Origin of the sequence: Pseudomonas sp. 14P_5.3_Bac1 (assembly GCF_025466135.1) — a bacterium.
In the GTDB taxonomy this organism is placed as follows: domain Bacteria; phylum Pseudomonadota; class Gammaproteobacteria; order Pseudomonadales; family Pseudomonadaceae; genus Aquipseudomonas.
On sequence record NZ_JANLOF010000057.1, the window covers coordinates 126,356 to 139,841 of the forward strand.

9 protein-coding genes are annotated in these 13,486 nt (G+C 51.7%); all 9 read right to left on the minus strand.

The features are described 5' to 3' along the window. Nucleotides 1-951: a WxcM-like domain-containing protein gene (locus tag NTD89_RS14465; RefSeq protein WP_262208341.1), complete on the minus strand. Its 951-nt coding sequence runs from the start codon at nucleotides 949-951 to the stop codon at nucleotides 1-3. After that, nucleotides 938-1,888, minus strand: a complete 951-nt coding sequence (locus NTD89_RS14470; protein WP_262208574.1) for a glycosyltransferase family 2 protein — start codon at nucleotides 1,886-1,888, stop codon at nucleotides 938-940. Before NTD89_RS14470 ends, NTD89_RS14465 begins: the two co-directional genes overlap by 14 nt. Further along, entirely contained in the window at nucleotides 1,885-2,991 is a 1,107-nt protein-coding gene (locus tag NTD89_RS14475) for a DegT/DnrJ/EryC1/StrS family aminotransferase (protein ID WP_262208342.1), read from the minus strand. Before NTD89_RS14475 ends, NTD89_RS14470 begins: the two co-directional genes overlap by 4 nt. A 20-nt stretch (nucleotides 2,992-3,011) precedes the next feature. Beyond that, nucleotides 3,012-4,979: a hypothetical protein gene (locus NTD89_RS14480; protein ID WP_262208343.1), complete on the minus strand. Its 1,968-nt coding sequence runs from the start codon at nucleotides 4,977-4,979 to the stop codon at nucleotides 3,012-3,014. Next, nucleotides 4,936-9,783 carry a glycosyltransferase gene (locus NTD89_RS14485; RefSeq protein ID WP_262208344.1) on the minus strand — a complete coding sequence of 1,616 codons (4,848 nt, stop codon included), beginning with the start codon at nucleotides 9,781-9,783 and terminating at the stop codon, nucleotides 4,936-4,938. Before NTD89_RS14485 ends, NTD89_RS14480 begins: the two co-directional genes overlap by 44 nt. Beyond that, nucleotides 9,776-11,134: an ABC transporter ATP-binding protein gene (locus NTD89_RS14490; RefSeq protein ID WP_262208346.1), complete on the minus strand. Its 1,359-nt coding sequence runs from the start codon at nucleotides 11,132-11,134 to the stop codon at nucleotides 9,776-9,778. The genes NTD89_RS14485 and NTD89_RS14490 overlap by 8 nt, the downstream gene beginning before the upstream one ends. Continuing rightward, nucleotides 11,124-11,951, minus strand: a complete 828-nt coding sequence (locus NTD89_RS14495; protein ID WP_262208347.1) for an ABC transporter permease — start codon at nucleotides 11,949-11,951, stop codon at nucleotides 11,124-11,126. Before NTD89_RS14495 ends, NTD89_RS14490 begins: the two co-directional genes overlap by 11 nt. Beyond that, nucleotides 11,951-12,496, minus strand: a complete 546-nt coding sequence (gene rfbC, locus NTD89_RS14500) for a dTDP-4-dehydrorhamnose 3,5-epimerase (protein ID WP_242195789.1) — start codon at nucleotides 12,494-12,496, stop codon at nucleotides 11,951-11,953. Before rfbC ends, NTD89_RS14495 begins: the two co-directional genes overlap by 1 nt. Nucleotides 12,497-12,599: 103 nt before the next feature. Next, the gene (gene rfbA, locus NTD89_RS14505) at nucleotides 12,600-13,484 is read right to left on the minus strand and encodes a glucose-1-phosphate thymidylyltransferase RfbA (RefSeq protein ID WP_242195792.1); all 885 of its coding nucleotides are present in this window, start codon (nucleotides 13,482-13,484) and stop codon (nucleotides 12,600-12,602) included. Between the last annotated feature and the right edge of the window lie 2 nt (nucleotides 13,485-13,486).

Genomic DNA, 13,486 nt, shown 5'->3' on the forward strand with positions numbered 1-13,486 from the left:
TCACGAATTAGCAACCAACGATTTAAACTCGTCATAGTTACGAATATAATCAGCTGAATCATAATAGTGCGAGGCAAATACCATCAACACCGCGTCGTGGGAGTAGCGATATTGAATACCCCACGTCATCGGAGGCAAGTAAATACCCTTGTTTGGTTTATCCAACACAAACTCCTCTCGGGTTTTTCCATCATCCGCGACCACATGAACCGAGCCTTTCACAGCAACCAAGAATTGGTGACAGATGCGATGAGCGTGTTCACCACGGGTTTCCGCAGTAGGCACATCGTAAACCAGAAAGTAACGCTCTGATTTAAACGGGACGGTGCGCTCAAATTCACCGGCAGATAAACTGCCGCGAATGTCTGCGACTTCAGTCATCGTATGCAACGTAACACCGCGAATGGACGTTTCGACTACACTTGGCGAAGCCGCTGCCTTGTCGGCAGCGTCCTGCTTGGCGCTGACAGGCTTTGCGTCAACGTACCCAATAATCTTCGCGGGGTTCCCTACAACTATGGCATTCGGTGGAATGGAGCGTGTCACGACCGCACCGGCGCCGACCATTGCATTAATGCCAACTGTCAGACCTGGCAGAATAGTGCAATTAGCACCAAGCGACGCACCCTTACGAATAATGGTGCGTGCAAACGCTTGTGGGTAAACCTTGCTACGTGGAAAAAGGTCATTGGTAAACGTTACATTGGGCCCAATGAATACGTCATCTTCGATAGTGATGCCATCCCATACTTGAACACCACATTTGAGCGTGACACGGTCACCAATGATTACATCGTTCTCGATGAATACGTTGTCGCATACGTTGCATTCTCCGCCCAGCTTGGCACCAGGCAAGACGTGCGCGAAAGCCCATATACGGGTGTCTTTACCGATATTTTCGGATTCACACAGCGCATGACTGTGGACGAAATAGTTCTTAGCGCTGCTCATTGTGATCTCCAAAATCTTCTACTCGCATTGGTATAGCCAATGGCCGATTTTTCGTATTTTCGTAGGTGCGCCATGCGTATGAGCCCACGATCCCCAACCCCAAGAGATTCAAACATCCCAGGAAAGTCAGAGTAAGCATAATCATCGCGTAACCGGGCACTTCGATCATGCCATTGAGCTTTGCCAACAACGTGAAAACGCCAAATATTGCTGCCAGCACAGATCCGAACGCGCCTACTCTGGTCAGCAACCGGATGGGCAAGTCGGTGAACGAAAACACGCTATCCATCAAGTAATTGACTTTTTTACGCAAAGTCCACGCGGACTTTCCGTGGATCCTCTCCTGACGCGAATACGTAACGACTTCTCGTCGGTAACCCAACCAGAAAATCTGTGCAATCAAAGAGCTGTGCCGCTCGTCCAGAGTCAGCAGTGTGTCTCTGAAAGCCTTATTACAGGCAAACATATCGACACCGCCTGGCGGTATTTCTGGGATGACATAACGACGATACAGCCCCCAAAAAATCCTCGATGCGGTACGGCTCGCCCAAGGATCCTGACGCCCTTCTCGCACACCGACAACAACATCAATGTCCTGGCGCAGTAGTACACGGTTCATTTGGAGCACCAATTCGGGGGGCTCTTGCAAGTCCGCAGCCATCACCGCAAATCGATCACCACTGCCGTTTTGCAACCCTGTACGGATCGCCATGAACGACCCAAAGTTTCTCGACAGCAGTACGAGCTTCGACTGGAAAGGCTGCGAAGGCAGTTTCTCTCGAAGTATCTCGTAGCAGCGATCCGGACTACCATCAACAACGAACACAACTTCTAGGTCGTTCTCAAGTTGTGCATTCAACCCGATAATGGCTTGCAGCAGATCCGGCAGATTGCTCTCGTTGCGATAAACGGGGATGACCAACGTCAGCAAGGTTATTGCTCCTTTGAAAAGTAAGCAGTGACTGCCTCAATGACGCGATCAACTTCTTTGTCTGTCAGGCCGGGGAAGCAAGGTAGCGAAATTACAGTCTCACAAGCGCGTTCCGTGACCTCCAGCGAACCCAGTTGATCGACTGCGTATGCAGGCTGTTTATGGTCTGCAATTGGATAATGGATATCTGTGCTGACCGATTTCTCTTTGAGCGATGCGGCAAACTCGGCTCTTGCTTTCACACGTACGACGTAAAGGTGAGCAACGTAATCTTCGTCAGTGGAATACGGCAATTGCATGTTGAGTGTGGCGAACGCCTCACTGTAACGCTTGGCAATGGAGCGACGAGCCTCGTTCCATGCGTCCAAGTGTGGAAGCTTCACACGTAGAATCGCGGCCTGCATTTCATCCAGCCGACTATTACGCCCACCCGGAATCGACACTTGGTACTTTTGTGTCCAACCATACTGCCGCAACTGACGGATACGCTTGGCGAGCTCGTCGTCATTGGTGACAACTGCACCACCATCTCCTAGTGCGCCTAGGTTTTTGGTAGGGTAAAAGCTGAAACATGCAATGGTGCCGAAACTGCCCGCCTGCTTACCATTACGGCGAGCACCATGTGATTGGGCGCAGTCTTCTAATACAGGTACACCGGCAGCGGAGGCAATACGAACAATCTCTTCGATGTTCGCAAGCTGACCATACAGGTGAGTCACAATTACAGCTGACGGCTTGCTCTCAATGACTGCCGCAAGCGCCTTGGTGCAGATCGTGAGGGTGTCTGAATCGACATCAACGTAAAGTGGCTCTGCGCCCACCGCGTAGATAGCTGTGCTCCCGTAAAAACCGGCATTGGCTACAGCAACCACTCGGTCACCACTCTCAACACCTAGCCCCTTAAGCGCAAGCTCCAACGCATCAGACCCGTTAGCAACGCTGACGCAGTGATTGACACCTACATAGTTTGCGAACTCTTCTTCAAACAATTTTACTTCGTTTCCAAGCACGTACCAATGGCTATCCAGAACACTGCTAATGGCAGTGATAAAGTCTAGCCGAGCATTTACAACCGCAGCAGAAAAAAGTGGTATTTGACTAAAGGACATACTATATACCTTACTTAAAATTATTTACTCTTAAAATACGAGCGGCAACGGACTTCAAGGTCTTTGATACTTATTTTTTGATTAGCCGTCACTGGGTCAAATCTGAGTTCAGATTCGAAGCCCTCAGCATTACTAATGGTAAGGTTCAAGATCTGCGGCTCTTTGGAAGGAGATACAGAAATCGTAGTCGACCGGTCTTCGCTGTAGCCATGGTGCCCCGGCGTCATATAAAACAACTGCGCGATGCTTGCCTCTTCAACCGTCATGGCAGCGACCAAATCAATCGTTCCGCAATGCGCCAGGTCGGATGTAGGCGAAAGAGTCAGTATGAGCCCCGGATCGTTATCCGTCTTAAGCTCCAATGTATTTGCCGAGCCCAGTTCACGCGTCGCATTATTGATCTTCACGACGTCTAAGTGTTCTGACAACCGATAAAGCGGAGCAGGGTTATTAGTGCCTAGTGCGATAGGCAGAACCGGAAGAATTCTGGCAAAAGAAGCATTCGCCGCTCGTCCATTCTTGATACCTTCAGCTATGTCACCCAGGTCAATATTCGAGCACGTCACTGCACCAGGCTCTTGGATCCTTGCTACGACACATGCAACACCTTCAGAGCGATGTTTCATGGTTGCTTCAAAAAAGGTAGCGTTGCCCATGATAGTTGTAACCATTATGGCGACCGACCATAGCGCAACTGCCATCAGTGTTATAAGCATCGCGAAAGACTTCGACGGCTTGCGGTTTTGTAGAGCTTTCAGACACAACAATATCAGCCACGGCCAAAGCAGCGTCACCCAAAAAAAGTGAAACCTATAGAAGCCGTAGATAAAAATATCACGTGCGCTAGTCACGTTATCTGGGCGTAGATTAGTACGTCCCGCAGAGATAAGCAGCAGGTATACGAAAATCACCCCAGAGAGGGATAGAAATATAATGATGGCTTTTTTAGTAGAATCGCTTGCGTTAGCGCTGAGCTTAAAAAGACCAACAACAACTAGTATAACTATCATCAGCACAGCTAAAGCTGTGACCACTAGAGAGAACGTCGGGTGAGACATCGGCAGCATCAACGATCGGCCAATTTTCCCCAACATGAAATACCAAAAATCGGATTCCCAGGGGTATGCCATCGGCGCATCCGCCCGGTGTGTACCATGCTGAACACCTACAATGACCCATAACTGGGCCATCGTGGAAGCCAGTGCGGGCAGTGAAATCGCAAGCCCGGTACTCACAAGATTTTTGCTGTACGGTGACTTGTACATCAGCCCAACAAAGACAAATATAAAACAAAGTGCCAATGCGGAAAACGCACCGCTTATATAAGTCAACCCCGAAACCAGGGTGAGAAAGATTACGGCAGCGCAGGTAAGTTTTGAGTTAGGCTTGTCTCGCAATGTTAGTGCGAGTATGCCTAAAAGACAAAGCAACGGCACAGCTTGGTGGTAAGCAAGATTTTGCCACCCCCAATAAGTATCTGGCTGCAACATCAGCAATGTAAACGAGAACGCAACTGCCAGATAGCTTTTATTCGTGATGCAACTGCTCAAAAGCTTCCACTGCAATACCAGCAATCCGCCGAGGAGTGCGACCATGCTGATAAACTGGTAAGCAACTGTATTACCATCTAGAAAACGAAATGCAAGCGAGTCCAGCAGTAAGCCAACGGTATATAAGGTGTCATTGTGCGGCGTCATCAAATAACGTAAATCAAGCCTGCCCATATCATTTGCGTTGTATTGGCGCCAATCATCATAAACAGGTATATCAACGCCGTACCTTAGCCACGACCATGCACTTATTACAAGACTGATCACCGGAAGCGCAATGAGCAACAGGCGAAATAAGTCCTTCATAGTATAGGAGAAATGAGCCTTAGGAAGCGCTATGCCTTCGCTACGCGTTTCCTCTGAGCCGTTGTCAACCTCATTCGTCGAATTCATCTTATAACTTAACTCTAGGTGGCCAGGCCAAACCGAAATCTTCATGCTCTAAAGTCAGGTTCGGATTATAGGTATAGTCTTCTTCAATGTTTGGCCAGCGCGCCTGCACATAAAGCACTTCATTGGAAAAACGTTCTTTTTTCTCAGGCGTATCTTCCAATCCACGAGTCGCCGACTCGTGGTGATACAGTTCGGCAAAAGGTGTCCACACGTTGATGTAACCTGCCTCCTGTACTCTCATGCAGAAGTCGACATCGTTGAAGGCAATCTTAAGGTTCTCTTCATCCAAACCACCGACCTGCTCGAACGTTGACTTTTTGATGATCAGGCAAGCAGCTGTAACCGCTGAGAACTCTTGAATCAACGCAGCCCTGCAGAAGTAGCCATAGTCGCCTTTTGGCAGATACTTGTGCGAATGGCCTGCTACTCCGCCCACTCCGAGCACCACGCCACCGTGTTGCAAGCGGTCATCCGGATACCAAAGGCGCGCACCCACAGCACCTACATTTGGTTGAAGCGCAATAGACACCATCTCACTCAGCCATTCGGGTGTAATGACTTCGATGTCGTTGTTAATCAACCCGATCAGATCACCGCGAGCAATTCTGACAGCACCGTTATTCAGCGCGGAGTAATTGAACGGCCCGTCGTCGCGCATCACTCGGATATTGTGTTGTTGATCAAGCCGCGCGAAATATTCAAGTGATTCGGGATCGTCCGACCCATTATCAATCAAAATAATTTCGTAATGCTTGTACGTGGTCAGTCGTTGAATGCTCTCAATACATTGTTTCACCAAAGCGTAAGCGTTACGCGTAGGGATAATCAACGTGACCAACGGAGCTTTAGCTGGGAGCGTGTAGTGGACCCGGTACAAGCCCATAGGCAGCAGCTCTGTACGGCCTATGTCACCTTTGCGTAGCAAATGTTCGTCCAGCGCCTTAACACCAGCGAGGGCGGCATAGGGCTTTTCATCCCCTGCCATGGCTGTGCTGCCAGCGTGCATGCGCCAGTGGTAGAGAACCCGAGGAATGTGCACGATTTGTGCGCGCTCGAGTTTTTCGGCGCAGCGCAGCGCGAGATCGTAATCTTGCGAGCCTTCAAAGCCAACGCGGAAACCGCCGACTTCTTTGACCAGGTCGGAGCGATAGACACCCAGGTGACAAACCATATTCTGCGAACGGAACAGAAACTCGTTCCAGTCCGATTTAAAGTAAGGCGAGCTGCGTTTCCCCGAGGAATCAATCTTGTCCTCGTCGGAATAGATCATACCGGCGTCCGGGTTGTCGTGGATGGCGCGGGCAACCCAATACAGTGCGTGTTCCGGAATGAGGTCGTCATTATCCATCAGCGCAATGTACTGCCCCGAGGCCAGTTCCAGCGCCGAGTTACTGGCCTTGGAAATATGGCCGTTTTCTTTGCGGAACATGACTTTGAAACGCTTGTCCTGACTCGACAGCGTCTTGAGATACGCGATGACCTCTTTATCCGTGGAAGCATCGTCGGCGATGCACAACTCCCAATTCTTGTAGAGTTGGGATTTAACACTGTCAATGGCTTCACGCAGCAAATCGAGCGGTGGATTGTAGACAGGCATGATGATCGAAATCAGCGGCTTGCTTTTCCACGTGCGAATTTCTTCGCTCATCTTCCAACGGCCATTGTCATCCAAGGTGTCGTAATACTCGACCCACTTGGAATAATCAAAGCGATCAGATACTTCTCGAGCTTCCTGACCGATGGAGTTAAGACTGCTCGAGGTGGCCACATACACAACGCGTGCTCTTAAACCGGCCAATCCTTGCTGCCGAGCAACCGTAATGGCTTTGCCCACGGTGCTGCTAAGGCCGCCGCCACGACGAATCACCGCCGGCAGCAGACGCACACCCTTTTTGACTTGCCCAACGCGTTTCACAAGCTTGCGAAAAGGCGCAGTCACCTTCCAGCTGGACGTGGATTGCATGGCAATTATGTGCAGGTTCAAATTATGGATATGAGTATCTTTTTGAACTTGCTGAACACGCATTTGCTCTTCGAGGTTGGCGATGTGAACATCTTTATCCCTCAACGATTCCTGCCAAGTGGTCAGCGTGTTGTGCAACGCTTCATCTTTAAGCACGATCTGCTGATGCAGCGTTTCGATTATCTTGAGACGCTCGGCTTCGGAATGTGCATTTTCCAGCGCTACCGCGGCGATAAACTCACTGATCTGAATGTCCTTCTCATCCAACTCGAGATTTTTCTGTTCTGTCAGTAGCTGAAGGGCGGACTGATGCTCTTCGGCCGCCAACTGCAACTGCTCAACCACCGCCTGAACTTCTTTATCTTTCTCGCGAACAGCTTGAGCGATCATCTCAGCATGAGTGGAGGTGATCGATGCCTTCAACAGTCCAAGCACATCGCTGATTTCTCTGTTCGAATCAACGAGCTGCTCCAGCTTGACGCTCGAATCAAGTATCTGGTCGAGCTTGCTGTTCGAATCGATAATCTGATCCAGCTTGCTGTTCGAATCGAGAAGTTGATCCAACTTGCTGTTTGAATCAAGAATCTGGTCCAGCTTGCTGTTCGCGTCAAGAATCTGATCCAATTTAGCATTCGAATCGAGAAGTTGATCCAGCTTGCTATTTGAATCGAGAATCTGGTCCAGCTTGCTGTTTGAATCGAGAAGCTGATCCAGCTTGTCTTGCAGTTCGGAGTTGGGGCGTGTCAGCCCGGATTGATTCAGCACATTAATCTCTTGAGCGAGTTGCTCTTCCGTGAATAAAGTAAGGCTTACTTCCAGCTCAAGCAGGTCGGCGCCACTAAGCATGTCGTCTTTTAAAGGAATCGTTACGCTTGGGTCGTCACTCAGCGCTAGATAAAGCGTGTTGCGACCGATCTGGGAAATCCGCATGGCGGAGGCGATGACCAGCGGGTCACTGATGTCATCCTGCCACTCCCAAATCGTTTCGGCGCTAGAGTACACCTTGATAGTGTCAATCGAGAAGCTTTGGCGACGATTGATGGGGTCGAAACGCAACACCACGCCATCGGGCAACCCATCGGGCAGGCGGAACTTGATTACCTGGTGCCCGTCATTGACCACCTGGAGCAACGTTGATTCTTCAGAAAAATTTCCCGCCGCGTCACTCATATAGAGTTTGGCGTGCGTGGAAGGCAGGTGCACCGCGCCTATCTTGTGAATCATGGCTTCGGGAGACCAGTTGAGAAACTGGCCTGCATCGGCACCGGTTACCCGCTCTTGAAAGGCCGCTTCAGTCGCAATGTAGCGCGTCAGGTCATCTGCGCTGATATCCATGCCTGCGCTAGCCAACAGCTGAGTCACGAATTCTTGGCGGCTCACCGATGAGCTGCTTGGATAGAAGGGGTTCGCAGCCGCCATAAGCAGCAGCAGGGCTCGCATCATCAGATAACCGAGCTCCACACCCTCATTCATCTCCCACTCGACATCGATAAACTTGGGGATGTTGCTGGCGTCGACGACGATATTTTGCGGAACGGCGTCAATGTAACGGCCGGGGAGCAGTGTTTTGGCTGAAAGAAGCTTGGTGCCAGCGCCCTCCTCGTCCAACAGGCTCTGCAAACACGCCAGGTACTTCTGCAAAAACGGCGTAAAGCCCTCAATACTCCAATCGCGGCGGGCCGCAACATCGAGGAACTCAAGGCTCAGCACGCTACCTTTCGCGTAAGCGTCCACACGCGGAAGCACGTATTTGAAACCGTCGTCAGCAATGGCACTCGACTCATCGACAGCCACATTGCCCAGCTTTCTGTACTGAACCTGAATCCCTTGCGCGGTGTTAACGAACAACGATTCCTTACAGTATCGAGTCTTTCTGCCTGTGCTGTAGTGATACGCCAATACATCACTGTCCAGCGGTTGATCATCGGCGCAAGAAGCCACGATCAAAAACGAGTTGGCCAGTTCCATACCCAGGCTGTTGTTGATAACCACCGACCAGGCCTTCTCCAGATTGAAGGTTGTCTGCTCAGGAAGTTGCGGGTCTTTCTTGACGTTCTGCCAAGCCAGCGCGGCGGCGTCAAAACCGTCGCACGCAAAGCCGCTCTCGGTAATGATCGAATTGGGAAGTTTGTAATCCGGGCTCGGCGCCAGAAAGCTGGACGAGGTGAAACCTGCGCGCGCTATGAGGTCTTCGAGCTCTTTCTTGCCGTAGGTCTTGGGCTGTCCGCGCTCGTACCGGCCTTCGATACCGTACATGGTGATGCCGACGTGATCTTCCGGCGCGCCGGCGAAGTACTTCAGACCCAACTGGTTTTCGATGGCGATAAAAAGATGGCCATCGGGCTTCAACAATTGGCGAACGCGCATGAGCATCGCTAAGGCGGGGTCGGGTGCGCTGCTAAACATACTGGCGTATTCGAGGACGCCAATCAGCGTGACAACGTCGAACTGCTCCTCGATTTTGAAGTCATCGAAGCGCTCGGCCAACACCGTCACGTTATCCAGGTCCCGCGTACGGCTCGCAGCCATGGCTGCTCGGCGCGGGCTTCCTTCCAGACACAATAAATCAGCGCCACATTCGCCGAGGTAGCGGCTGATAGCGCCACAGCCGGCGCCAATTTCCAGCACTCGGGATTTGAACAGGTGCTCAAAGGGACGCAGGATGTTCGCGCGCGTCGCGCTCAAGTGGTAGAGCTTGGCCCAGTCGGTGCAGTATTGCGGCAGCTCGTCTGATAACACAGACACGTCGCTGGCATTACCGATGATCTGGGCGAGTTCGTTTTCTGCATTATCTCCGTCGCTGTACGCGATGCCTTGGAAGTCGGCGCGCACCCAAACACCCGTATCGCTATCCTTGGAATAACCATATTGATCAAGTTTAAACATTAAGGTCTACCGGATCGATGCTCATAGTCGCGGCAAGGTCAATCAACCCCAATAGCTTTGGCGTGGGTTCGACAACAAAGTGAATGGAGTCATAACGCCTGTCATGGGGAATGATGTGCTCGCCCTCTCTGGACGCGATCCCTAGGGATATAAAGTAATCGCCAGTGGCCAATTTGTTAGTGAATTTCACACTGGCAGTGGCAACAGTCCCGGATTCGCCCATCGAACGGGTCTCAACACAATCCAGTAAATAGGAGTTTGTGCCGTATACCGTGACACCTTCCTTGGTTTTGATAGTGAACCCAAGAATGGGGTTTATGACCGAACGGTTAAATTTAAGCGACAAACCCAGCACGATTTCCTCACCTGGTTCCAGGCTGGTTGGGTACTCTCGACCGCTTGCGCTCAGATGAAAATCCATCAACGTTGCAGCACCGTCACCCCATCGATACTCGTGCGGGTTATAGCCCACACGCGACGCGTAAACATCGCTATCCAGCGACAGTTGCACGGTTGGTACCAGAGGCTCGGCCGCTTTATCCGACTGCACCGGAATGTCTTGCTCTTCAGTGCTTGCGTCGGAATTGCGGCCAAACAGGATGTCGGTGTAACGATTTATAACCGGACGTGACTCTCCGATCATTTCTATTCGACTTTGTTCCAACAGGATCGCGCGCGAGCAATGGGTAACCACCTGCTCACTGGAATGGGTCACTAACAGAATGCTGGTGCCATTTTCCTTCAGCTGACGCAGGCGTTCGAAGCACTTGGCTTGAAAGCGTGCATCGCCCACCGAAAGCGCTTCGTCCACCACAAGGATTTCAGGATCGACCTGGGCCTGTACCGCAAATGCGAGCCTTACCGCCATGCCACTGGAGTAGGTCTTGACAGGGTGATCCAGGAACTCACCGATATCGGCGAAGCTTGCGATTGCATCAAAGCGATCATTCACCTCATCGTGCGTCAGCCCGAGGACCGCCGCGTTCAGATAGACATTCTCCCGACCGGTAAACTCCGGGTTAAAACCCGAGCCCAACTCAAGCAGCGCGGCGATGCGGCCGCGCGTCTCGATCTCGCCGATGGTCGGTGTCAGCGTGCCGCATATAATTTGCAGCAGCGTGGACTTACCCGAGCCATTGCGACCGACAATTCCGACGGTTTCACCTTTATTGACTTCAAAGCTGACGTCGCGCAGCGCCCAGAACTCCTTGCCGTAGGTGGTGACTTTGTCACCCGCCCATCGCTGGAAACGCGGCACGATTGCCTGCTTTAAACGGTCTCTAGGCTTGTCGTAGGTGTAAAAACATTTGGAGACATTCCGAACGCTGATTACGGCTTGATCAGATGACATCAGCGAACCCTTTACGTGTTTTTTGGAAGAACCAATAGCCGACGGAGGCAATGATTGCTCCAACGATGACAGCGACGCCGAGACTCTCCCAATTTGGTAGATGGCCGAAAAGCAGAACGCTTCGACTCTCTTCAATAATGTAGGTCAGCGGGTTGAGCTTTAACCAAGGCTTATAAACATCCGGCAGCGCCGCTACCGGGTAAAGCACGGGCGAAAGAAAGAGCAGTACGGTGGTGAGCACCGTGATTACGTGTCCTACGTCCCGCAGGTAAACCCCCAGCGACGCCAAAAACCAACTGACCCCCAGCGTGGCCAGAATCAATGGCACGAGAATCAAGGGGAACAGCAGCGCCGTCCAATGCAGTTCTCCCAGGATAAGAAACTGGGCGCCCAACAATACGACCAGGCTAATGCAACTGTGGAACAGGGCAGAACCCAAGGTAATTACCGGGAGGATCTCAAGCGGGAACACAACCTTTTTGACATAGTTGCTGTTGGCCATGACAAGCGTCGGTGCACGATTGGCGCACTCGGCAAATAGCCCATGGACGATCATGCCGACAAACAGCAGGATCGCGAACCCACCCTTGCCTGTATCGACACCGATCCATCGGGATTTGAAAATTTCTGAAAACACGAAGGTGTAGACCGCGAGCATCAGAATCGGGTTGAAGAAAGACCATGTCAGGCCCATCACCGATCCGCGGTAACGCCCAATGACTTCACGTTTAGTCATTTGTGAAATCAATGAACGGTATTTCCAGAGATTGACCACAAGACTGATTGGACCTGCTGAAGGTCTGCTATGAGGATCCACTAGGCGAACTTCTCAGCGTTGACCAAACTTACGGCATTCGCATCTTTGGCAGACAGCGTAGGCGGCTCGGTAATCGGCCATTCGATTGCCACGTCAGCGTCATCCCATGCAAGACTGCGCTCATGCTCAGGTGCCCAATAATCGGTGGTCTTGTAGAGGAACTCGGCACTTTCCGAGAGCACCACGAAACCGTGGGCAAATCCTGGCGGAATCCAGAGCTGCGCTCGGTTGCTGGCACTAAGGTGCACGCCGACCCATTTGCCGAATGTCGACGAGCTTTCACGCAGGTCCACGGCGACGTCAAAGACCTCACCGTGTGTCACGCGCACCAGCTTGCCCTGGGCCTGTTTGATCTGATAATGCAGCCCGCGAAGCACGCCCTTGACTGATTTGGAGTGGTTGTCTTGCACGAAATGAACAGGTCTTCCAACGGCCTCCTCGAAAACTTTCTGATTGAAGCTTTCGTAGAAAAAACCGCGTTCATCCCCGAACACCTTCGGCTCAAACAGAATTACGTCCGGGATGGCAAGTGAGCTGGATCGCATTATTACAATATCTCCAAAGTGTTATCAGGGCCGGCTTCGCGGCGCTACAGATCAAATTATTCTTCAGGCAACAGCTCCGAATACCGCGCCGGGCATCGCACTATCAAAAAATCTTTTCGTGCAGCAAACGCTTGAGATACTGACCGTAGCCATTCTTGGAAAGCGGCGCGGCGAGTTTCTCCAGTTGCTGCGCATCAATCCACTTTTGTCGAAACGCGATCTCTTCAGGGCAGGCCACTTTAAGCCCCTGACGGTGCTCAAGCGTAGCGATGAAACTACTGGCTTCCAGCAGCGAGTCGTGGGTGCCGGTATCCAACCACGCATAGCCTCGGCCCATGATCTCTACCGACAGCTTGCCCCGCTCCATGTAGATACGGTTAAGGTCGGTAATCTCAAGCTCGCCTCGTGGCGACGGCTTGATGCTTTTGGCGATGTCCACTACGTCCTGGTCATAGAAATAAAGACCGGTCACCGCGTAGTTCGACTTGGGCTCAAGAGGCTTTTCTTCGAGGCTGATCGCCTTGCCCTGTGTATCGAACTCTACAACGCCGTAACGCTCAGGATCGTTCACGTGATAGGCGAAAACACTCGCGCCATCCTGACGCAGCATCGCGCTTGCCAGCAGTTCATTGAAATGATGGCCGTGATAAATGTTATCGCCCAGCACCAAGGCCGACAGGTCGTTGCCGATAAACTCTTCGCCGATGATGAATGCCTGCGCCAGGCCATCCGGGGACGCCTGCACGGCATACGAAATATTCAAACCCCAGCTACTGCCATCGCCCAACAGCTGCTCGAAACGCGGGGTGTCCTGCGGCGTTGAAATGATCAGGATGTCGCGAATACCCGCCAGCATCAGCGTGGTCAGCGGGTAGTAGATCATTGGCTTATCGTAAACCGGCAGCAATTGCTTGGAGATAGCCAAGGTTGCAGGGTGCAGACGCGTGCCTGAGCCGCCAGCCAGGATGATTCCTTTACGTTTGAGCATGT